The 22,309-nt window shown below is 68.4% G+C and carries 19 protein-coding genes and 1 pseudogene; 16 read left to right on the top strand and 4 right to left on the bottom strand.

Annotated elements, in window-relative coordinates; translation table 11 throughout:
• A pseudogene (locus tag AC1DF3_RS33045) lies at positions 1-200 on the bottom strand (hypothetical protein); the annotation flags it as partial.
• On the opposite strand from AC1DF3_RS33045, the gene AC1DF3_RS33040 reads away from it, so the two are divergent.
• Genes AC1DF3_RS33040 through AC1DF3_RS33015 form a run of 6 tightly spaced genes read left to right on the top strand, consistent with a single transcriptional unit; the run spans position 199 to position 6,072 of the window.
• Positions 199-1,983 carry a pentapeptide repeat-containing protein gene (locus tag AC1DF3_RS33040; RefSeq protein WP_478142266.1) on the top strand — a complete coding sequence of 595 codons (1,785 nt, stop codon included), beginning with the start codon at positions 199-201 and terminating at the stop codon, positions 1,981-1,983. The pseudogene AC1DF3_RS33045 and the gene AC1DF3_RS33040 overlap by 2 nt on opposite strands.
• A complete protein-coding gene (locus tag AC1DF3_RS33035) occupies positions 1,980-3,077 on the top strand; it encodes a pentapeptide repeat-containing protein (protein WP_478142265.1) in 1,098 nt (365 codons plus the stop codon). The genes AC1DF3_RS33040 and AC1DF3_RS33035 overlap by 4 nt, the downstream gene beginning before the upstream one ends.
• Before the next feature lie 12 nt (positions 3,078-3,089).
• Positions 3,090-3,803 (top strand): DUF3540 domain-containing protein, encoded by a 714-nt coding sequence (locus AC1DF3_RS33030; protein WP_478142264.1) that lies wholly within the window; start codon positions 3,090-3,092, stop codon positions 3,801-3,803.
• Between the two features lie 12 nt (positions 3,804-3,815).
• The gene (locus AC1DF3_RS33025) at positions 3,816-4,208 is read left to right on the top strand and encodes a DUF4150 domain-containing protein (protein WP_478142263.1); all 393 of its coding nucleotides are present in this window, start codon (positions 3,816-3,818) and stop codon (positions 4,206-4,208) included.
• Between the two features lie 23 nt (positions 4,209-4,231).
• The gene (locus AC1DF3_RS33020) at positions 4,232-5,266 is read left to right on the top strand and encodes a serine hydrolase (protein WP_478142262.1); all 1,035 of its coding nucleotides are present in this window, start codon (positions 4,232-4,234) and stop codon (positions 5,264-5,266) included.
• A 2-nt stretch (positions 5,267-5,268) separates the two neighbouring features.
• Positions 5,269-6,072, top strand: a complete 804-nt coding sequence (locus tag AC1DF3_RS33015) for a hypothetical protein (RefSeq protein ID WP_478142261.1) — start codon at positions 5,269-5,271, stop codon at positions 6,070-6,072.
• A 25-nt stretch (positions 6,073-6,097) separates the two neighbouring features.
• Here the strand turns inward: AC1DF3_RS33015 and AC1DF3_RS33010 are convergent, their stop codons facing one another.
• A complete protein-coding gene (locus tag AC1DF3_RS33010) occupies positions 6,098-6,607 on the bottom strand; it encodes a hypothetical protein (protein WP_478142260.1) in 510 nt (169 codons plus the stop codon).
• A gap of 107 nt (positions 6,608-6,714) precedes the next feature.
• On the opposite strand from AC1DF3_RS33010, the gene tssJ reads away from it, so the two are divergent.
• The 7 genes from tssJ to AC1DF3_RS32975 all read left to right on the top strand — a co-directional run bounded on the left by tssJ (position 6,715) and on the right by AC1DF3_RS32975 (position 17,910).
• Positions 6,715-7,410, top strand: coding sequence for a type VI secretion system lipoprotein TssJ (tssJ, locus tag AC1DF3_RS33005; RefSeq protein WP_478142259.1), 696 nt, complete (start codon positions 6,715-6,717; stop codon positions 7,408-7,410).
• A 16-nt stretch (positions 7,411-7,426) separates the two neighbouring features.
• Positions 7,427-8,815, top strand: a complete 1,389-nt coding sequence (gene tssK / locus AC1DF3_RS33000; protein WP_478142258.1) for a type VI secretion system baseplate subunit TssK — start codon at positions 7,427-7,429, stop codon at positions 8,813-8,815.
• A 3-nt stretch (positions 8,816-8,818) separates the two neighbouring features.
• A complete protein-coding gene (locus AC1DF3_RS32995) occupies positions 8,819-9,493 on the top strand; it encodes a DotU family type IV/VI secretion system protein (RefSeq protein WP_478142257.1) in 675 nt (224 codons plus the stop codon).
• Positions 9,490-13,296, top strand: coding sequence for a type VI secretion protein IcmF/TssM N-terminal domain-containing protein (locus tag AC1DF3_RS32990; RefSeq protein WP_478142256.1), 3,807 nt, complete (start codon positions 9,490-9,492; stop codon positions 13,294-13,296). The genes AC1DF3_RS32995 and AC1DF3_RS32990 overlap by 4 nt, the downstream gene beginning before the upstream one ends.
• A 164-nt stretch (positions 13,297-13,460) precedes the next feature.
• Complete coding sequence (locus tag AC1DF3_RS32985; protein WP_478142255.1) at positions 13,461-14,480, top strand: AraC family transcriptional regulator; 1,020 nt, start codon at positions 13,461-13,463, stop codon at positions 14,478-14,480.
• Positions 14,481-14,678: 198 nt separating this feature from the next.
• Positions 14,679-16,751 (top strand): hypothetical protein, encoded by a 2,073-nt coding sequence (locus AC1DF3_RS32980; RefSeq protein WP_478142254.1) that lies wholly within the window; start codon positions 14,679-14,681, stop codon positions 16,749-16,751.
• Between the two features lie 28 nt (positions 16,752-16,779).
• The gene (locus AC1DF3_RS32975; protein ID WP_478142253.1) at positions 16,780-17,910 is read left to right on the top strand and encodes an AraC family transcriptional regulator; all 1,131 of its coding nucleotides are present in this window, start codon (positions 16,780-16,782) and stop codon (positions 17,908-17,910) included.
• On the opposite strand, the gene AC1DF3_RS32970 is transcribed toward AC1DF3_RS32975, so the two are convergent.
• Complete coding sequence (locus AC1DF3_RS32970) at positions 17,898-18,830, bottom strand: glycoside hydrolase family 5 protein (RefSeq protein WP_478142252.1); 933 nt, start codon at positions 18,828-18,830, stop codon at positions 17,898-17,900. The two genes, AC1DF3_RS32975 and AC1DF3_RS32970, sit on opposite strands and share 13 nt — an antisense overlap.
• 468 nt (positions 18,831-19,298) lie before the next feature.
• On the opposite strand from AC1DF3_RS32970, the gene AC1DF3_RS32965 reads away from it, so the two are divergent.
• Entirely contained in the window at positions 19,299-19,421 is a 123-nt protein-coding gene (locus AC1DF3_RS32965) for a hypothetical protein (RefSeq protein WP_478142251.1), read from the top strand.
• Here the strand turns inward: AC1DF3_RS32965 and AC1DF3_RS32960 are convergent.
• Positions 19,399-20,628, bottom strand: coding sequence for a serine hydrolase domain-containing protein (locus tag AC1DF3_RS32960; RefSeq protein WP_478142250.1), 1,230 nt, complete (start codon positions 20,626-20,628; stop codon positions 19,399-19,401). The two genes, AC1DF3_RS32965 and AC1DF3_RS32960, sit on opposite strands and share 23 nt — an antisense overlap.
• Positions 20,629-20,807: 179 nt before the next feature.
• Here AC1DF3_RS32960 and AC1DF3_RS32955 point away from each other — a divergent pair, with 179 nt between their 5' ends.
• Entirely contained in the window at positions 20,808-21,161 is a 354-nt protein-coding gene (locus AC1DF3_RS32955; RefSeq protein ID WP_478142249.1) for a DUF2845 domain-containing protein, read from the top strand.
• 37 nt (positions 21,162-21,198) lie between these two features.
• Complete coding sequence (locus AC1DF3_RS32950) at positions 21,199-22,221, top strand: AraC family transcriptional regulator (protein ID WP_478142248.1); 1,023 nt, start codon at positions 21,199-21,201, stop codon at positions 22,219-22,221.
• Positions 22,222-22,309 lie beyond the last annotated feature (88 nt).

Below are 22,309 nucleotides of genomic sequence, written 5' to 3'. Positions count from 1 at the left end.
GCCCTGGCGGCCGCCGCCGCTGGCGTCGCCGCGTCCGGCGCAGCCCCCACGCTGGCCGGGGTCGTCGGCAGCGCGGCGGTTTCCGTCGGCGCTTCGGCRCTGGCCAGCGCCGCGGCGAAGGCAGTCACTTCCCATCGCGCGTCGACCGCGCCCGGCGCGGGCGCGATGGCGCTGCCCGGCGGTGCCCAGGGCCTTGCCATGCCGCCCACGTCCGCCCAGAAGCCGGGCATGGCCGCCCCGCGGCCCGCAGTGGACCCCCAACTGGCGGAGATCGAGCGCATGACCGCCGAGATGAATGCGCAGACCGACCGCCTGCTGGCCGAACACGGCATCCCGCGTTCGAAGATCGACGCCATGATGCAGCCACCGCCGCAGCGCGCGGTGTCGCTCGCCGAGATCGAAGCCATGACGCAGAAGATGCAGGCCGAGCATGCGGCGCTGCTGGCCGAGCACGGGCTCACCCAGGCCGACGTGGATGCCTTCGTCCGCTCGCGCCAGGGCGAACTGCCGCCCGCCGACGTGAGCCTCGGGGACATCGAGGCCCAGACGCAGCAGATGCGGCAGAAGACCGAGCAGCTGATGCGCGACAACGGCATCGACCACAACGACGTGGCGGAATTCCTGCGCAGCCGGGGCGCCAGCGACGAGGCGGTGTCGCTGATGCGGCAGTACCCGTCGCTGGGGACCGCAGGCGCAGGGGCGCAGCCGTCGTTGCAGCTCGGCCCGCCATCGGCCACCGGCCTCTCGGCGCCGACCGGAACATCGAGTGGCAAGGCGCTGCTGGGCGCCGCAGCGGCTTCGGTGGCGGGTTCCGTCGTCGCATCGGCGCTGGGAGCGGCGCTGGCGGCACCGGCGGCGGGCCCGGCGGCAGCGGCGGCGGGTGGGGCCGCGACCGCAGCGGCATCGGCGGCAGGAGCAGGAGCAGCAGCTGCTGCCGGCGCCCCCGCGGCGCCCCCGGCGCCTGCCCCCCATCCTCCCACCAACCGCGAGGAAGTGATCGCCTGGCAGGCCGAGGGCCGCAGCTTCGCCGGGCTCAAGCTGGATGGCCTGGACCTCAGCGATCTCGATCTCTCCAACGCCGACTTCAGCGGCGCGACGCTCGAGAAGACGCGCTTCGACCGCAGCCGGCTGGCCGGCACCCGCTTCGACAAGGCCATCCTGCAGGGGGCCAGCTTCGAAGCTGCCGATGCGACGAAGGCCAGCTTCGGATCGGCGCGCGCGGCCGGCAGCCGACTCGCCGGTGCCACGCTCGCCGGCGCGACGTTCAAGGCGGCGGATTTCAGCCGCAGCAACTTCGCGGGCGCCGAGCTGAAGGACGCGCAGTGCGCCAAGGCCGATTTCAGCGGCAGCGAGATGACCGGCCTGCGCGGCGCCAGGCTGCAGGCCGAGCAGGCCGACTTCAGCGGGTGCGGCCTGGCAGGCGCGGACCTCGCGGGCGCGACGCTGACCGGAGCGCGCTTCGATGCCGCGCGCATGGGGGGCGCCGCACTGTCCTCGGTGCAGGCCGAGCGTTCGGAATGGTACGAGACGCAGGCGCCGAAGGCGGACTTCAGCGGCGCCAACCTGCGCGGCGCGCGCGCCGGTGCCGGCAGCGTGTTCGCGGCCGCGAACCTGCGCGGGGCGAATCTCGATGGCGCGGCCTGGAGCGATGGCGTCGACCTGCAGGGCGCGGCCATGCAGTCGGCCTCGCTGGAGCGCGCCGACTTCAGCGGCGCGCAGGCGGCCGGACTCATGCTGTCCGGCGCCAACGCCAAGGGCGCCAATTTCTCCCGCGCCGGGCTCGACGGCGCCGATGTCGCCGGGGCCAACCTGATGGGCGCTTCGCTGCGCCATGCGCAGCTGGCTGGCACGCGGCTGGGGGGGGCCAACCTGCATGCCAGCGACGTCTATGGCTCGACCATCGTCCAGGCCCGCAGCGCGGGCGCACTGACCACCGGCACGCTGATGCAGATCCCCGGCCGGCCCGAGGCGCGAAAGGCATGAGCATGGCCACGAGCGCTTCCTTCGTCGATGCCGATGCCGCCATGGCGGCGATCGCGCAGGGCGGCCGGCAACTCGCCGGTGCCAGCGTGGCCGGGCTCGATTTCAGCGGGCGCGACCTGTCGAAGGTGCACTGGCGCGACATGGACCTGGCGCAGGCGCGGTTCGATCGCGCCGACCTCGAAGGCGCCGTGTTCGAGCGCTGCAGGCTGCTCGCCGCCGTGCTGGCCGAGGCGAACCTCACGGCCACCCAGTGGCAGGGCTGCGACCTGCAAGGCGCGCTGCTGCGCGGCACGCGCGGCGAACGCATCTCGATGAGCGAATGCAGCCTGCGCGAGGTCGGCGCCGCCGGCGCGCAATGGACCCACGCGATGTTGGACCGATGCGATCTGTCGGCGGCCAGCTTCGCCGATGCCGTGCTGCTGCGCAGCGATGCGCATCAGTGCCGCTTCGAGGGCAGCGACTTCAGCCGCGCCGTGCTGCAGCGTTTCACGGCCATGGATGCCGACCTCGGCAGCGCCCGCTTCGACGCCACCGACCTGACGCAGGCCTACCTGGCGGGCGCCAGGCTGGCGGGTCAGCGCCTGGGCAACTGCGTGCTGCTGATGGCGCAGTTCAACTGCGCCGATCTCGCGGGCGCCGACTTCTCGAAGGCACAGCTCCGGCAGGCCCAGTTCCAGCACGCGACGCTCGAGGGCGCGGTGTTCAGCGGCGCCTCGGGTCTGCACGTGCGCTTCGGCGACGCGCGCATGGCGCGCGCGCTGCTGGATGACGCGCAGTTCGAGATGTCGGACTTCGCGCGGGCCGATCTGGCGGCCGCGGAACTTTCCGCGCTGCGGGCGCCGCAGTCGGTTTTCGCGGGGGCCCGCTGCCAGGGTGCGCGCATGGCGCGGGCGGTGTTCACCGATTGCGATTTCTCCCACGCCGATCTGGGCGGCGCCGATTGCAGCCGCGCCGACTTCAGCGGCGCCAACCTGCACCGCGTCGCCGATCGCGGCACGAACTGGACCGACGCCGTGCGTCGCGGCAGCTTCGGCACCGATGCCGAGCGCGCGCGCGCGGAAGACTGGCGCCCGGCGCCGGCCACCCTTTCCTGAAAGCCCCCGACCATGTCAAGCATCGATCCCTCCCTGGCCAGCGTCCTGCCCGACGGCGCAGCGGCCGGCCCGCGCCTCGTGACCGGCACCGTCTGCGGCCGCGTCGGCGCCTGGCTGTTCGTTCGCAGCAGCGAGGGCGAGCAACGCGCGCAGGTCGCGCCCAGCTGCCTGCTGGCGCCGCAGGACGGCGACGTGGTGCTGCTGTGCCTCACGCCGGACATGCCGGTGGCCGAGCCGCGGGAAGGCGCCATGCGCGTGCTGCCATGCCGCCAGCATGTGCTGGCCGTGCTCTCGCGCGCCGAACCGGCGCCGGCGACGCTGCAGCTTCCGGGCGGCGCCAGGCTGGTCACGCAGGAAGGAAGCCTGCGCATCGAAGGCCACCGGATCGAGATCGCGGCGTCGGCCGGGCTGCATGCGCAGACCTCGCAGCTCACGCTCGAGGCCGCACGCGGCGACCTGCGCTTCGGCCACGCGAATGCATCGGCCGGCAGCTTCACGGCAGTCGTCGGCGAGATGCAGCTGTTCGCACGCAACCTCAGCGCGCAGGTCGGCCGCCTGATGCAGAAGGCGCGCAGCAGCTTCCGCACGGTCGAGGAACTCGACGACCTGCGCGCCGGCCGCACCCGCTGGGAGGTCGAGGGCCATGCCCAACTGCATGCGCGCCAGGCCACGGTGCTGGCCGAAGGCAGCGTCAAGATCGACGGCCAGCGCATCGAGCTGGGCTGAGGAGAAACAACGATGTTCGCAGTCACCCTCGCCGGCGGCCAGTGCATGGCCGCGCCCGACATCTGCAACGTGCCCACGCCCGCCGGGCCGGTGCCCACCCCCTTTCCCAACATCGGCATGCCGCCGATGGGCAACTCGCCGGCGACCAAGGTCCTGGTCTCCGGCATGCCCGCGCTGACCAAGGCGTCGAAGATTCCGCTCACCAACGGCGACCAGGTCGGCGCCAGCGGCGGCGTGGCGTCCGGCAAGATCATGGGCGAGGTCGAGTTCATCGTCGGCAGCGCCAAGGTGAAGTTCGAGGGCCACCCCGCCGTCCGGCTGTCCACCCCCACCAAGCAGAACGCCGGCAATGCGGTGGGCGCGGTCCTGGCACCGAGCCAATCGAAGGTCATGGTCCTCAGCTGAATCCCCCGACAACGACAACAACCATGAAATCGACTTTTCTCGAGAGAAGACAGGCGCTGCGCACCGTCGCGGCAAGCCTCGCGGCGCCGGCGATCGCCGCCTGCGGCGGTGCCGGCAGCAGCGGCGCCTTTGCCCAGAGCGTCCCGACGGCCGTGTCGGAGGCCCTGGCGGCGTATGCGCAGATGGCGCCGCAGACCTCGAGCGCCCTGGTGCGCGCCGAGGCGCCCACCGGCACCTGGTCCGCCGGCCACAACCCGGACGCCAAGCTGTTCGTCGGCAGCGCCGTCAAGACCTTCATCCTGGCGCAGTTCCTGCGCGATGTCGAAAGCGCGCGCAACGGCCTCACGTCGACGGCGCCCTGCGACATCAGCGACCTCTATCGCACGCCGGGCGCCTCGGTGCTCGGCTCGCTCAGCGGCACTTCGAACTACCGCAATGTGCTGGAGGCGATGATCGCCCACAGCGACAACATGGCGACCGACATCGCGCTGGCGAAGGCGGAGCCCGCCCGCGTGCGGGCCTTGATCGCCCAGGCGGGGCTGACGCAGACGCAGATCCCGGAATCGACGCGGCGGCTGTTCTCCTATCTGGCCGGCGCGCCGTACGGTGTCGATCTGGGCTGGCAGGGCATGGTCCGGCTCGCGAACAACGACAGCCAGGGGTTCACGCCGCGCACCGACGTCATCAACGCGAACGAGTCGATGCTCAGTTCGGCGACCGACATGGTGAGCTGGTACCAGCAGGTGCTGGCGGGCAAGTTCTTCCAGAAGCCCGCGACGACACGGGAATTCAAGCGCATCTCCTCGATGGCCGACGCGCTGTGGATCGCGGTGCCGGACGATGTGGTGGGCTACGGCAAGGGCGGCAGCGTCGATTGGGAAGGCTTCCACGCCCTGTGCCTGGCGGGGCAGATGCGCACGCGGGACGTTCCCGTCAGCTTCTGCTTCACGCTCAACTGGAGCGGCGGCAGCTCCGACAGCATGACGCGGGTGGGCGAGTTCGGCCATGCGGTGGCCCAGGTTCTTTCGCAGGTCAGCGCCTCGGTGCGCGGGAGCTGAGCATGACGACCATCGCAATCACTGCGCTCTCGCCCGACGAGGCCCCGCTGGCCGCCCTGGGCGCCACGCTCGGGCGCTACGGCCTGCGTGCCGCCGGCGGCGTGTGGGAGACCACGCCCGACAAGGTGCTGGCGGTCGACTGGCGGCCGATGGTCGATGCCTTCGTTGCCCAGCGGGCGGCGCTCTGGCTGATCGCCGGCGACGACCAGGCGCTGGCCGAGCCGGCGCTTCGCTATGGCCTGAACCTCATGGCCTCGAGCCTGCGCGCCGCGCTGGGCCCGGATTTCCCGATCGCCCTGCTCTGGCCGGCGGCGGCCGGGCCGGCACGGCCGGCGCTGCCGGCGCAGCTGCGCGACGCGCTGGTGCTCGAGCCCGGCGACGCCTGGGCGGCGAAGCTCGTCGCGCGCGTTCACCGCGCGCGACGCGCGCCGGCCGAGGCGCCCGACCGGCTCTCGGTGCACGGCAACGAGCAGCTGGGCCAGTGGTTCGAGTTGACGCCGGCCGCAGGAAGCTGGCCCGGGATGGTGTTCGCGGTGGCCGGGGAGGGCGCGGCGATCGACTTCCAAGCCACCGGGCCGAGCGGCGGCCTGCCCGAGAAATCGGTGATCGCCTACGGGCAGTCGGGGCTGAAGCTGGAGAGCGCCGGGCGCGCATTCACCGGTTGGGCCTTGCGCAACACGGTGGGTGCCAGCGAGGCCGGCCCCGTGTCGTACTACGCGCGGGTGCGCGGCCGTCCCGAGGCTTTGCTCTGGATGCCCTACACGGAGGAAGACGATGCCCAGGCAACGTTGCGCGCGCTCGACTGAAGCGCCGCGCCCGGCCGGCGCACGCTCAGGGCAGCAGGGCGGGGCCGAGCACCTGGCCCATCTCGTCCAGGCGCAGCGCGGCGCCGGGGTCGTAGCTGAGCAGGACGGTGTAGTCCTCGTTCTCGAACTGGTAGTCGACCCGGTAGTAGGCCGGCAGGTAGCGCTGCGCGGCGACCGGGTCGCAAACGGTCTCGGGCATGAAGTCCGGCGGCGGCATGAGGTTGTCGCTGTTCGAGGGCGCGGACGAGAAGGTGCGCGACCACAGCGATTTGGCAGGCGGTGCGGCGATCTGCTCGCCGCAACGCGCGCGGGCGAAGTTGTCGACCTGCTGGGTCCGATGGACCGCGAGCACGGGGACGACCGTGGTGGGCCCCTGCGCGCTGCGGGGGCCGAGCGCGCCCACCGGCGGCGGCGCGGGCTCGGCAGCGGGCGGCGTCGGGGCGTCGGGCGAGTGGGCGCAGCCGGCCAGGATCAGCGCGGCGCACAGACCGACCCGCACGGGCGAAGCACGACGAACGAAGAGAGGAAGGGGCATGCGATGCGGCGACGGAAAATGCGCTCCATGGTAGGGGTTCGCGCCGCCGTGCGCCATCCCGAAGCGCCGCCGCCATGTTTCATCCGCAACATCGCGGGGGTGGCGCGATGAGCCGTCGATGCGGGCCGTGCTGGCTGCTGGCGTGCCTCGCCGCGCTGGCCTTGCTGCAGGGCTGCGCGGCGGCCAACTCGGCGATGGGCGGCAACACGGCCAAGCAGGCGCGCGCCGAGGTCAGCTGGGACGCGGGCAAGGACGGCGTGCTGCTCGAGATCACGGCGGCCACCGACCTGAACCTGTTCCAGAACGTGCCGCACACGCTGCTGCTGACGGTGTTCCAGATGGCCGATGCCGCGGCCTTCCACAAGCTGGTGGGAGACCCGCAGCAACTGTCGCGCGCGCTCGAGACCGGCCAGGCCGGCCCGACCTTCGTTCAATTGAGCCGCTACGTGGTGGCGCCGGGGCGGCGCACGCTGCTGTCGCTCGACCGCGCGCAGCAAAGCCGCTACGTCGGCATCGTCGCCGGCTACTACCAGATCGATGCCGAGGGCAACGCGCGGCTGTTCGAAGTGCCGCTCACGATCAGCAGCAAGGGCTGGATCTCGAACACCTACAGCGCCGAGCCGGCGCAGCTGGCGGTCCGCCTGCAGCTGGGCGCGCAGGGCATCCTGGCGGCCAGCAGTCTCAACACCTACCCGGTGCCCAAGAAGGACTCGGCCTGGATTCCCCTGGACGGCGGCGGCCGCGAGATCGAGCTCGCGCCCAAGCCGGGGGAAGGCGCCGACCCGGCGGCACGGAAACTCTGATCGAGCACCCCACACCATGAACGAAAAAGCCGGCATCTATTGGCAGCAGGGCATGTTCCTGCAGCCGCAGCACTTCCAGCAGTCCGACCTGCACCAGCAGTTCCAGCGCAAGCCGACGCTGGAGAACGGGCAGCCGCATTTCTGGGGCGTCGGTGAGCTGTCGCTTTCCACCGGGGCCATCGCCAACCTGCGCATCGAAGTCCAGTCGGCGCGGGTGCTGTTCCCCGACCGCTCCTACGTCGAGTACCCGGGCAACGCGGTGATGGCGGCCCGGGCCTTCACGGCGGACATGGTCGAAGGCGACAAGCCGGTGACGGTCTACCTCGGGCTGCGCCGCCTGCACGCGAGCGATGCCAACGTCAGCACGGTCGGCGAGCTGGGCGACGCCGCACTGGCCTCGACCCGCTTCGCGACGACCCACGCCGCCGAGGAAGTGCCCGACCTCTACTCGAATGCGCCACCGGCGCAGGTGCGCTCGCTGATGTTCGTGGTGCGCATCTTCTTCGAGGGCGAGCTCGACGCCCTGCAGGACTACGACCTGGTGCCGATCGCCTGCCTGGTGCGCGATGGCAGCCTGATCCGGCTGGTGGAAGACTTCGTGCCGCCTTGCTACGCCTTGTCCGGCTCGCAGGCGCTGCAGCAGCAGATCCGCGACGTCCGCGACGAGCTCGCGGGCCGGGCGCGGCAGCTGCAGGCCTACAAGCGCGCGGGCGACATGCAGCGCGGGGGCCTGGATTCGACCGACCTGGTCTTCCTGCTCGGCCTGCGCACCATGAATCGCTTCAGTCCGCTGCTCCAGCACTTGAGCGAGGACGACAACCTCCACCCCTGGGCGGTCTACGGCGTGCTGCGCCAGCTGGTGGGCGAGCTGAGCTCGTTCTCGGAGCGCTTCAACATGTTCGGCGAAGCCGACGACGGCACCGCCGGCGTGCCGCCCTACGACCACCGTCAGATCGGCCGCTGCTTCGCGCGCGCCCATGCGCTCATCAGCTACATGCTCAACGAGATCACGGTGGGCGCCGAGTTCATCGTCCAGCTCAAGCCCGAGGGCCAGTTCCAGGTCGGCGAACTGCCCAAGCGGCTGTTCAGCGAACACAACCGCTTCTACCTGCTGATCCACAGCGAAGCGGGCCGCGACGCCATCGCCCAGGGCGTGACGCGCGACGCGCGGCTGGGCCCCACCGGCGAGATGGCCAAGCTGCTGTCGCTGGCGCTGCCGGGGCTCGAGCTGATCCACCTGCCGGTGGCGCCCCAGGGGCTGCCCAAGCGCCCGAATTCCCACTACTTCCGCATCGAGCAGATCAGCCGCCAGTGGGAGTCGATCACGCGCGACGGTCAGGTGGCGCTGTTCTGGGTCGATGCCCCTGCCGATCTGCGCGCCGAGATCGCCGTGGTCCGGAGATAGGCCATGAGACTGGTCGACTGCTTCATTCCCGTGCTGGCCGTGGTGCGCCGCTTCGTCGACGCGCCGGGCGACGACGCCCCCATGCTGGCCGCCCGCCTGCAGCCCTTGCTGGCTGCTGCGCAGCACGACGCGCTCACGCTCGGCGCCTCCGATGAAGACGTGCGCAGCGCGCTGTTCGCCGTCTCGGCCTGGATCGACGAAGCGCTTCTCACCTGCGACTGGCCGGCTGCCGATGCCTGGCAGCGCTTGCTGCTGCAGCGGCAGTTCTTCGGGGTCTCGAACGCGGGCGTGGCCTTCTTCGAGCGGCTGGCGGGGCTTGGTGTAGGGCATGCCGACGCGGTGGAGGTCTACGTGCTGTGCCTCTCGATGGGCTTCCAGGGTCGGTTCGGCCACGGCGGCGATGCCCGCGAACTGGCCGACATCCGGTTGCGCGCGATGCGGCGCGTGCTGTCCGAGGCGAGCGCCGACGGCGTGTCCGAGGCGGCGACGCTGGTGTTCCCGGGTGTCGACGCCGAGGAGCCTGCGCTGGCGGCTGCGGTGCGCCGGCCGCGCTGGATGCCGTCGCGCCTGAGCGCGGCGGTGTTCGGGATCTCCGTCCTGACCTTGCTCGTCCTCTACCTGGTCTTCTTTTCGATCCTCAGGCAGCAGGTCCACGCCATCTTGCCCTTGATCCGATGAAACTCCTTCGCCAGCTCTTCGTCTGGATCCTGGTCCTCGTCCTGCTCTCGCTGTTCGGATGGGCAGTCGCGCTCTACCTGGGCTGGCCGTGGTGGAGTGCGATCGCCATCGTGTGCGGCGCAGTCGGCCTGTACTTCCTCTACCGCTTCGTTCGCCGGCTGGTGGTCGCCGCACGGTCGCGCAGCACGATCGCGCTGCCCGAAAAGGAGCAGCGCCTGCGCACCGAGGCGATGTCGCCCAAGGCGGTGCTCAAGCGCCGCTGGAAGGCCGCCGCCGACACGCTGCGGCGCTCGGCGCTGCGCCGGCACGGCAACCCGCTCGACGTCCTGCCCTGGTACATGATGGTCGGCCGGTCGGGGGCCGGCAAGACGACGGCGCTGACGCGCTCGCGGGTCAGCTCCCCCTTGCAGCAGATCGACCGGAACGCGCCCATCGAGCAGACCGCCAACGTCGACTGGTGGTTCTTCGACGATGCCGTCGTGATCGATTGCGCCGGCCGCTACGTGGAGTCCGAGGGTTCGGCGGAGGACCGCGAGGAATGGGGCGTGGTGCTCGACCAGCTCGCGCGCTACCGGCCGCACGAGGGCATCAACGGCCTGGTGCTGGCCATCGACGTGCGGCGCCTCCAGCAGCCCGATCGCGACGGGCTGGCCGAAGAAGGGCGGGCGCTGCGCGAGCGCATCGAGCAGCTGATCCGGCTGTTCGACAAGCGCTTCCCGATCTACGTGCTCGTGACGCAGTGCGACCACGTCTACGGCTGGGAGGAATGGTCCGCCCGGCTCGAGCCCGGTGCGCTCGACCACGCGATGGGCTACCTGGTGACGGGCAGCGAGAGCGGTTTCGTCGACCAGGCCTTCGCGCGCATCGGCAGGCGGCTGGGCCTGCTGCGCCTGCAACTGGCGGCACGGGCGCCGGGCGCCACGCCCGCGTTGCTCATGTTCCCGAGCGAGCTCGAGAACATCAAGGGCGGCCTGCGCCTGTTCCTCGACGCCTGCTTCAGCGACCACCCGTATTTCGAAAGTCCCTTCCTGCGTGGCCTGTTCTTCAGCAGCGGCGCCCAGGAGGGCGGTGCGGTGTCGACGCTGCTGCCCGAGCTGCCGCCGGTGCCGGCGCACCGGGCGTCGGACGTGGGCCTGTTCCTGCATGACTTCTTCGGCCGCATCCTGCCGACCGACCGCCATGCGAGTCTGCCCGCCGCGCTGGTCAACCGCTGGCGCCGTGCCACCCGCCACCTGGGCCTGATGGCGTGGGTGGCGCTGTGCCTGGCGGTGGCGCTGCTGATGGCGGCCTCCTTCGTGCACAACCGCGAGACGGTCGCGCTGGTGCGGGAGACCTATCCGCTGGACGCGAAGTTCGTCGGCAACCTTGACGAGGATTCCGGGACGCTGGAGCGCATCAGCGATGCCCTGGCGGTGGTCGAGAAGCGCAACGACCGCTGGGTCGCCGAGTGGATGGTCGCGACCAGCGAGGTCGGCGAACTCGAAGACCGGCTGCAGCGCAGCTACGTGTCGAACTTCCAGAAGTACATCGAGCGCGGAAGCTATGCGGCCTTCCAGGAGCCCGGAGCGAACAGCACGCTGTCCGCGCAGGAGCTGCGGGCCGGCCGCATCTACAACCTGGTTCGCTACATCCACCACATCCAGAGGCGCATGGGCGGCGATTCCCAAGGCCGGCTCCTCGAGCTTCCGGGCTTGCTGCGGGTGGATCCTGCGAACGGCGTCAAGGCCGACACCATGCGCCGTCTCGGCCGGCTGGAGGTCTCATACATCGCCTGGCATCCCGAAGACGACGGTTTCCTCGACAGTCACCTGGCCTCCGAGCAAGCCCAGTTGAGCCAGCTGGCCTACGTCGGCCAGCCCCCGCTGTCGTGGGTGCGCGACCTGCCGGCGGATGCCTTGCTGGGTGACGACGTGACCTTGGCGTCGTTCTGGCAGCCTTTGTCCCGCGCCGCCACGGGGGCGCCGGATACCAAGATCGCGCCCGAGATCGCGGAAGTGCGCGTGCCGGTGGCCTTCACGACGGCGGGCGGGCGGGCCATCAACGACTTCCTCGACAGCATGGCAGCGAGCGTCAAGGATCGACCGAAGTTCGAGCGCGCGCGCGAGCAATTCGACGTCTGGTACAAGCTGCAGCATGTCAACGCCTGGTACCAGTTCGCCGCCCGCTTCCCGGCCGGCGAACAACTGATCGCGGGCGAGGCCGCATGGCGCGCCACGCTGGTGCGGGTGCCCAACGGGCAGGATCCGTACTCGATGCTGATCGACCGGCTGCGGCGCGAATTCGAGCCCTGGCCCGACGACCAGCTTCCTCCCTGGCTGCTGCTGGCGCGGACGCTGTCGCGGCTGCAGGGCGAGGCCCGCATCGGCGGGTTGGTGGCAGGCAACCAGGCGGCATCGCTGCTCAGTTCCGTCAATGCCGTCGGCGGCCGGGTGCTCCAGCAGTTGTCGACCAGCCCGCCGCAAGGCCGCGACATGCTGCGGCGCGACCTGACGCTGCGCCAGCAGCTGCGGCAATACGACGCCGGCTTCGATGCGGTCATGCGCGAGGCGCTCGATGGCGCCGGCAGAGCTCTGCCGCTGGCGGCCGACTTCCACGGCTACGGCGTCGACGCGGCCGTGCAGTCGTCCAAGCTGCGGGTCGCTGCCGATGCCATGGCCGAGCTGAAGAAGGGTTCGGGGTTCGACGGACCCGAGGCCGTGGTGGTCTGGAAACTGGCGAGCGGCCCGCTGCACCTGCTGCTGAGCTACGTGGGGCAGCAGGCTTCCTGCGCGCTGCAGAAGGACTGGGAAACCAGCGTGATGTGGCCGCTGCAGAGCGCGACCTCGATGACGCAGATCATGGACCAGCTGTTCGGCGCGCAAGGCACCGTCTGGGCGTTCGCCGATGGTCCGGCCAAGCCCTTCCTGCACCGCAACGCCACCCGCTTCAGCATGGTCGAGACCCTGGGCTACAGCCTGCCGGTGACGCCAGCCTTCCTGCCCATGCTCAATGGCGCGGTGAACAAGCGGGTCGAGCAGATGGTGTCCCAGCAGAACCTGGAGGTGGCGCAGCGCAAGCGGGCGGCGGACGCCGAGAAGCAGCAGCTGGCATCGAGCCAGGAACTGCAGGCCGTCGAGGCGCGCCTGGCCGAGGCCAAGCAGAAGGCCGACGCGCTGCGCGCCGCGCCGCTCCGGCTGACCATCACCGCGCAGCCGACCGGCGTCAATCCGGAGGCCACCGTGAAGCCCTACCTGACCACCCTCACGCTGAAGTGCGCCGCGGCGGCCAAGGTCATCAACAACTTCAACTTCCCGGTCACCGAGCAGCTCGCCTGGAGCGCGGCCCAGTGCGGCGAGGCAGCGCTCGAGATCAGGATCGGCGACCTCACGCTCACCCGCCGCTATCCGGGCGCGACGGGCGTCGTGGACTTCGTCAACGAGTTCCGCGATGGTTCGCATGATTTCGGTGTGCTGGACTTCCCGCAGAGCCGCGCCAAGCTCGAGGCGCTGAAGGTCGGCAAGATCAGCGTCCGCTACGACCTTCAGGGCCAGGAAGACTTGGTCAAGGCGGTGGAGGAGGCCAGCCAGTTGGCGCGCCAGCAGGGGGATCTCGCCACCGAGAAGCAGCGCCTGACTGCACAGCAGCTCAACCAGGCCCAGGCACTGGTGGACATCCGGGCCCCCGGCGCGCAGGGCGAGCCGATCCTGCAGGTCTCGGTGCCGCCGCGCATTGGCGGCTGCTGGAGCGCCGAGAGCCGCAGCAACTCGCCCCAGACCTTGCAGGCCATGTTCAATGCACTGATCACCGCGCCCCCCGCGCGGTAGCACTTCTTTCCGTACAAGTTCGCTACATCGGTAATTTGCGTCGGAGCCTTGCACGCCAGAGAATCGCGCGAGCCGAAACAGAATGTTTCACGAGACCCGTCCATGTTTGATGTGACCTGCAATTCCAGAATCAGCGGCCCCCGGCCGCAGGTCATAGTGGCGCTGTGAAGAAGCGTGCCCTCAGCGTCGACGAATCCGCCGTGAGGAGGCCCATTCCGGCGCCGGGCGGGCGGCGCCTGGTTTCCGCCGATGGCCTGGCGGCGGCGCTCGGGCGCCGCGACTTCTCGCCGCGCATCCTGGCATCGATGAACCTGGAGATTGTGTCGGATCATCCGCTGCGCGGCCGCAGCCTCCTCTGTGAGGACGCCAAGGGGTCGATCGGGCACTGCGAGGTGCCGCCTTCCGGGATCCACTCGACCTTGCCGCCGACGGGCGCGCCGCGTGAAGCGGACCTGTGCATCTGGCTGATCGAGAAGGGCCATCTCAGCATCGAGCAGAACAGCGGCATCCAGGCCAGGTTCGGTGCCGGCAGCGTGCTGCTGTGCGACCTCGCCCAGCCGCTGCGCGGTCAGTGGGAGCGCTCGCGTTTCGCCTACATCCGGCCGGCCAGGCCAAGGCTGCTGGAGGTGCTGGGACACCCCCCGGGCCCGCGCCAGCGAGCAGTCGAGACGCTCGAACACCTGGGACTCGCACCATTCCTGGCCTCGCAGCTCGAAATGCTTTCGATGCACGGCGCGGCCTTGACCCCGCCGGACCTGGAGACGGTGCTGGGCGGCATCTTCCGCACCGCCGAAACCTTGCTCAAGTCGGTCTTGGCGACCGGCCCCGAAAGCAGTGCCGGGCCATCCGCCGACCGCCTGCAGGCGGTGCGTCGGCACATCCAGCGCAATCTGCATCGGCACGACCTGAGCGTGGCCGATATCGCGCATGCCACCAGCCTCTCGCGCGCCCAGCTCTATCGCCTGTTCGCATCGCAGGACAAGAGCGTGCATGCGACGCTGCGCGAGGAGCGCCTGGCAAAGAGCATGAACTACCTGAAGCAGCCGGAAAGCGGCCGTCTCAGCATCGGCGCCATCGCCTATGCCTGCGGCTTCTCGGACCAGGCCGTGTTCAGCAAGCTGTTTCGACAGCGATTCGACATGACGCCGCGGGAGGCACGGGCCTGCGCCGCGGCGTCGCCCTGAGATGGATGGCCATCCGGCGCGGCAAGGCACAACGGCCCGAGCAATTGCGGTGGGGTCTGAAGAAATTTCCATTGCATATGCAATACAGGACGCTTTCAGGGGCGGCGCCGCTGCAGAATCCGGCCGCAGGCTTCGCGCTGCCTTTGGGCGCGTGCTGATCATTCAAAGAGGAATCCAATGAGTTTTCGAATTCGAGACGTGGCCGATCGTCACATTCCGGTCTCCGTGGCGCGGGCCGGCGCCTTCCTGCTCGTGCTGGGCCTGGCGGCCTGCGGTGGGGGTGGGGGCGGGAGCAATGCCGTATTGCCCTCCGCGGTGACGGCACCGGCACCGGAATCAACGGCCGCGGCGGGCGTCGACTGTCTGGATTTCGACTTCAAGACCGTGACGATCAAGTCAAGGACTATCACGGTCCACAACAATTCGGCTGGAACGATTTATCCCGTCATTTCCACCAGTGCAAATTCGGTGAACGAATGGGTGCAGGCTTGTCGTCGCACGAGGGAAAATTACCCGACCAAATACGTCTATAAGTTATACGTCAATGAAGGCACGGGGATCGCGCCGGGAAGCTCGGTCGAAGTGACCATTCCCCTGTACAGTCAACTCCCCGACCAAAGTTACATCACATGGTGGAACGGCGGCCGTGTCCTGCTGGCCGACCGCAATGATCGGTTGCTGATCGCCACGGATGCCAACAATGACAAAGACAGCCTGCTGGCCACGCCGCCGGCCGGAGTGAGTTGCAAGGGAACCAAGACCGACTGCAATCTGAACACTTATTCCAGCAACAGCCAATTCCGTGACAGCGTCTATGCCCAGCTTTCGGAATACACGTTCGGCGCCATCAACCTCGAACAGGGCACGCCGCTGTTCGTGCCGGACAACGTAGGCTACAACATCTCCTACGTGGACCATGTCTACCTGCCGGTGGCCATTGCGCCCAAGAACAACCCCTATATCGGCTACAGCGGGTCCGCGATGCCGCTGCCCGATTTCAGGAGCCGCCTGTCGGCCTTCCTAGCCAGCGACGCGGGCAAGGGCTGGCCGGTCTACAACCTCGCTCAAGTGAAATTGCCCGGGGGCTACAACATCTTTGCGCAACGTGACGGCAAACCGATCGTCGGCGACGACATGCCGGTCAAGATCGCCGGGCAAATCAACCCACCGGAGTTGATCCTGGAAGAGTGCAGGACAGGGACATGCTCCGATGCGGACAAGGCGAAGCCCTTCGGCGAAGCAGTGCAACGCATGCAGAATCTTTGGGGTTCCTGCGTCGCCTGGAACGACCCGCTGCTCAGTCAGTCGGTGACCGCCTCGGTCGATTGCACCAGCACGCCGGAGCGGGTTCAGTTGAGCGCCGATCTCCTGAAGATCAAGCTTTTCTTCGAGGAGAACTACAACAACTACAAGAAACTCGCGTGCGCATTGCCAGACAAGAAATTCAGCTTCAAGGAGGCTCTCCAGCACATCTACGGCTGGGTTCCTTTCGACGAGAATTGCGGTTCGAACGTCAACAAGCTGGCTGACACGAGGATCGCGGGCCTGGATCACGCGGCAGCCCAATCCCTGTACATCCACAGCTTGCAATACAACTACAAGACGACCTACGTCGCAGCCGATCCGAAGCTGAACTTCAATCCCTATGTCAAGCTGATTCATGGCAAAGACGGTGACGACGCCAACGATCTTCACATGAGCGCCTATGGATTTTCGGTCGACGACGCCGTGGGCTTCATGAGCGAACTCGGCGACGGCCTGGTGTTCACCGTGGGCGGCGCTACCGGCCTCGAGAACGAAAAGCAGTTCACCTATCAGGATGGCTTCGAGGTGAAGATCGGCGGAGACGGTGCGGTCGCCCAGAACGTTCCATTGATCAAGTCCTACGGCGTTTGCACGCAGAATGGCACCGCCTGGGATTGCAAGCAGGACGTCGTGATGCCGACCCGCACCCGGATCTCCGGATTCAGGGTGGGATCGGTGCCCAGCTATCCCGTGCAGGTGCATTTCACCGACCTGGACGACAATGTCTATACCTTCGTTGTCAACAAACGGTTCCCTGAATGCAACGATGCGTCCTGCATCCCGATGAAAAAATCGGATGTCGATGCTCTCAAGGCAGGTTCCCAGTGCAAGGTGGTTGACCGCAATGGAGCAGATTCCCCTCGATCGGCACAGTGGTGCGTGGGTTTTGATCCCAACCAATCAAGGCCGGAGCAGGTGACCAAGAATTTCGCGAGCTTCCCGGTTCCGGTCCGCTTTTTGCCTTAGCACTGGCATTGCCATGCCGGCGCCCTCCTTGGCAGCGAAGGAGGGCGTTTTTTTATTCCCCGGAAGCAGGCGCCTGGCGCCGGGAGGCGCACCGACGACCGAACCGGATTGGCGCGCAGGGATAGCAGATTGGCGGTTGCGACACTTGCTGCCCGCAAGGGCGACATTTATGGTCTTGGCGACCCAAAACCAGCCCGCCCATCCCTTGAACGCCATCGCCGAACCGCCCGCCATCGCCGCCGCGGAGCAACGCGCCTCGTCAGGCGCAAGTGCGCGTGGTTCGAGCGACGGCATCGGCGATTCGGTCGCGTGCAATGCGGTCCTGGAATGGCGCCGGGACGCCAGGGGTGTCATCGGCACCTGCGCGGTGGCCGAGTCGGAACTGGATTCGTCCGCCGCGTCGATCTTCCTGATCGACAGCGGCCGTCTGCGTGTCCAGCGCGATGACGGCGCGAGCGCCAGCTTCGGCGCCGGCGCGATGCTTCTGTGCCTTGGCGGGCGAGCGCTGCGCGCCTCTTGGGAGCGGGCCCGCTTCAGCCATGTGCAGCCGTCGCCGAAGCGGGTGGCGCAGCTGCTGGACGGCGCACCGGCCGGGCGCACGCCGGGTATCGAGCCGCTTCACCATCGCGGGCTGGCGCCGTTCCTGGTGTCGCAATTCGACCTGCTCAAGAGCCGCGGCGCCATGCTGGCGCCCACGGAACTGGAACATGTCTTCGAAGGCATCTTCCACACCGCCGAGGCATTGCTGAAGGGCGCCTTCGCGGTGCCTCCGCCAACGCCCTCCGAACCAGTCTCCGAGCGCCTGCGCGCGGTTCACCGTTTCATCGAACGCAATCTGCATCGGCAGGACCTGAGCGTCTCCGACATCGCACTCGGCGCCAACATTTCGCGCGCGAGCCTGTACCGCCTGTTCGACACCCAGGCCCGCAGCGTGCATGGCACCTTGCGCGAGCAGCGGCTGCAGAAGGGCTTGAGCTACCTTGAAGAGAGCCGCTGCACCGGGCTGAGCATCGGCGCCATCGCACATGCCTGCGGGTTTTCCGACCAGGCCGTCTTCAGCAAGCTGTTTCGCCAGCGCTTCGGCGTCACGCCGCGCCAGGCGAGGTCGGCTTCAGCGGCGCAGCAGCAGTCGCCGCGCGAAGGGCTTCAGTTCAGGTAGGGCGAGAGCCATTGCATCTGTGGCCGATCGCTGCCTGCTTTCGGTTCGATGGTGTAGATGTAGTCGCCCCACCACGGCCCGCCGGCCCACCAGACCCATCCGGCCCACTGGTCGCCGTTGTCCTTCATGTACTGCAGCGTTGCCGATACTGCCTGGCGGCAGGTTTCGTTGTCGCCACCGGCGAACTCGCCCAGCAGGCCACGCTTGCCTTTGGCCTTCAACCAGGCGGTGAAGTCGCGCAGCCGCTCGACGCCGATGGTCGGGCTGACGCAGGTAGCGGACTGGCCCGAGCTGTCGCCGTCGAGGTATTGATGGACCTCGAACAAGAGGTTGTTGCCGCTGTCGCTCACACCGAGCATGGCCTGGGCGTTGGGTGTGCCGTAGAAGTTCTGCGACCAACTGTGCGCCCCGGTCCAGGCATTGCCGGGCACCGTGATGACATTGGTGGCGCCGGTCCCGCGGATGGCCGCGATGCCGGCGTTGGCGGCCGAGACCCAGGTTTCGGTGGGCATCGTATTGGGCTCGTTCATGAGTCCGAAAAGGATGCGCGGGTTGTCCTTGAACTGCAGGGCCAGGCGTTGCCAGAAGTCGGCAAAGGCCGTGTGGGGCACCGCGGCCGAGCCCACGATCTCGCCGCGATAGCGCGCGTAGTTGTGGGGGTCCAGCAGGACATCGACCCCTTGGGTCGTGGCGGCCTCGACCAGGCCCTTCAGTCGATCGAGTTCGACCGGATCGAGTGCCTGGTTCAGCTGAGGCTGCAGCCGCTCCCATCGAAAGGGCAGGCGAACGAGGTTCATGCCCTTGCCCTTGTAGTAGGCGACGCTGTCATTGGCCGGGTAGATGTAGTCCGTCCCATAGGTGCCAGGAAGCTTGGACTCGCTGAACTCGGCGCCCGCCAGGCTGGCGCCGCGCCAGGACAACGGGCGGCTCGCGGCGCCCGGCGCTGCGGGTGCCGTCGTCGTGGCATTGGCATCTGCATCCGCGTTTGCGGATGCAGTTTCAGGTGCAATGGCCGTGGTCGACGCAGAGGGGGGAAGCGCTGCCACCGGACTGCCTGCGAAGCCCCCGCCGCCGCCACCACCACCACCGCATGCGAACAGAGAAAGCATTACGGCCATGGCGATGGCGAGTTGCGCCAATTCAGTTCGGGGCTTGCTTGTCATTGGAGTTACTGCGCATTCTGGATATCGGTACTCGAGGTCGCTCGAAAGTGCGCTGGATCAAGAGTTCTTCCTGCCGGCATCGTCGACCTGCCGGGATTGTGACGATCCGCCACGCCCGGAGGCGCTTGAGTTTCATGAGTAATTCGCGCCGAGGCGCGCGCACCGCTCCAGCAGGCCTTTTTGCGCTGCCGATCGCTTGGGCCGACGATCGGCCGCATCGAAGAGTTGAAGGAACTGCCGGGCTACGTCCTGTGGAACGACGTGCAATGGCTGCGGGTGGTCGATGACCGCACGGCGGGCGTGACGATCAAGGCCCCGGGGCGGATCACGGCATGCGCGATGGCGTGAGGCGCTGCACGATGCGCTTGAACACCAAGTCCGACATGTTGCCATCGGGGGAGGCGCGCGGTCCCAGGGTGCTGGTGACGGCGATGGCGATCTTCTGCTCGGGCAGGTAGGCCATCACGCCCGAGTAGCCGAAGAAAAACGGGTTCTGCATCAGCCAGCCGTTGGAGACGAAGATGCCCAGCCCGTAGTAGCGCGCCGTGCTCCACGGCGTGAAGGCTGCGGTGGTCGGCTCCACCAGCTGCGCATAGGCCTTGGGCGAAATCAGCCGGCCGGTGGCGATCGCCGCCGCCGAACGCATCACGTCGGGAATGGTGCTGGTCATGATGGCGCCGTCGGCGATCGTCCACGACGGACTCCAGTCGGTACTGTCCTCGTACTGACCGCGGTCGGCGGCGAAGGCATGAAGCACAGGTGCCGGGATGAACGCCGTCGAGTCGCTGCGCGTGTCCCGCATGCCCAGCGGCTCCAGGATTCCGGTCCGGATCAAGTCGGCGACCGGCTTGCCGCTGGCCATCGCCATGACGCGGCCGAGGATGACGAAATTCGCGTGCGAATACGAAAAGCAGGTCCCGGGCGCGCATTTCATCGGCTGCGCGAGTGCGGCATGGATCAGCTCATCCTGGGACCACTGCCGATGGACGTCGTCGTACAGGGGAAGGACATTCAAGTCCACGTAGTCCGCGTAGCCTGATGTGCTGCGGGCCAGCATCGCGAGCGTGATGTCGCTGGCGCGCGGGTAGTCAGGCAGCCATTTCGAGAGCTTGTCGTCGATGCCGAGAACGCCCTGATCCTGCAACTGCAGCAGCGCGGTCGTCAGGTAGGCGATGGCGATCGAGCCGGTGCGCCAGTGCATGTCCACGGTGGCCGGCTGGCCCGGCGCGGATTCTCCCCAGGCCTGGGTCAGCACCGGCGTGTCGCCGACGCTCACGCTCACGATGGCCGAGCGCAGATCGAACTCGGCCATGGCGTCGCGCACGGCGCCGCGCACCTGCTCGGCGGTCAGCGCCGCGTCGGCGCAGCCGGACTCGAGCGCGACCTGGCCCGCCGGACAGGCGGACGCGGCCAGCGCCACGGCCGCAGCACCGCCTCCACCACCGCCCCCGCAGGCCGCCACCAGCCCGAGGCCGGCGACCACGATGGACCGCGCGACCGCGGTACGCAGGCGCAGGGCCTTCATCTTGAGAGCACTGTTCGAGTGGATGGCCATCGTTGATGTCGCTGGTAGGGCAGAGCGTGATTGTGTTGTGTTTCAAGGGGGGGGCCAAGTTACCGATGCAATCAAGGAAGGGCCCGAGACCCAGCAAAAAGAACACGACTCGCGGCCGCAAGATGCAGTCAATGCTTGCGCAAACGGATACATTCGAGTTCAGACAGCTCAACTCGACCATGCGCCTCCTCCTCGCCCTCGCCATCTTCCTGCCAGCCGTCATGCATGCGGGCACTGCGTCCGCGCAGTCGCTGAACTGTGGCGGCAGGCTCTTCGGCGTCGGGGAAGCCAAAATCTCGGTCGTGCAACTGTGCGGGGAGCCGCTGCTCAAGGAATCCATCTGCGTACCGCGCCAGGAGTTGGTTTGGGTGCCGTCGATGTACCCCGGCGCGCCGGCCCAGCAGGTTCTCACGCAGCAATGCGTGCAGATGGAAGAGTGGACCTACCATCGCGGCCAGGGCAACTTTACGAGCATCGCGCGCTTCTACAACGGCACCATCGAGTCCGCGCGCGACGGCGCCAGGGCGCCCTGACGACCGGGCCACACTGCGAGTTCCTTCCATCATCGCCGTGCCGCCTGCTCACCTTCCCTTCAACATGCTCGACGGACTGCACAAGGCCGGCATCGATCTCGCCGACCTGGCGGAGCGCGCCGGACTCGCGCCCGATGGCCTCAGGAAGCCGCTGACCTCGCAGCAGGCCGATCGCGTGTTCGTCATCGCCTACGACATGCTGCGCAACCCCGCGGCGGGTCTCATGCTCGGGCTCCAGCCGATGCGGGCGGAGCTGTTCGGCGTGGTGGGCTTTTCCGGCATGATGAGTCCGGACTTCGGCACCGCACTGGAGCGCATCGCGCGCTACAACGCGCTGGTGTCGGCCTGCCAGATCGATATCCTCCCGGACACCGACGAATGCGAGGTCCGGATCCGCTATGACGGGCCGCCGCGCCCCTACAGCCGCTCACGACTCGACATCCAGATGGGCACCCTGCTGAGGTTCGGCCAGACGTTCACCGAGCGCGCGATCGTGCCGCAGCGCGTGACACTGACGGAGCTGCCGTCCTACCACGAGCGTTACGCCCCAGCCTTCGGCTGCCAGGCCCTGTTCGATCAACCGCACGATGCGATCGTGTTTCGGCGTGCCGACCTCGAGCTGCCGCTGGTCAGCGCCAATCCCCGCGTGGCCGCCTTGTTCGAGGATGCCGCCGAACGCGAGCTGCGCGACCTCAGCGCCGCGCGCGGCCGCACGGCAGCAGCGGTGCGCGGGATCCTGCTGAAGCAGTTGCACGGTGATGTACCGGACATCGAGAGCGTCGCTCACGCCCTTTCTCTCAGCGCCCGCACGCTGCAGCGCCGGCTGGCCGGGGAGGGGGTGCGCTTCACCAGCCTGCTCGACGAAGCCCGCATGGAAATGGCGCAGCGCTACCTGTCGGCCGGCCGCGCCAGTCTGACCGAGATCGCCTACCTGCTCGGCTTCTCCGAACCCAATTCCTTCTTCCGGTCCTTCAAGCGCTGGACCGGAGAGACGCCGGCGGAATTCAGGCAGGCGCGCGGCATCGAGCCGACAGCGCCCCCGCGCCTGAGGGGACCGTGATAGATGCTGGCGGCACTGTCCGTGATGATCCTTCGCGACCGCGCGTCGCTGGCACCGGACCAGCCGCTGGTCGAGCTGCTGCTCACCT

The sequence above is a fragment of the Variovorax sp. 10N432 genome (assembly GCF_056394465.1).
This window is presented reverse-complemented; position numbering and strand designations above follow the sequence as displayed.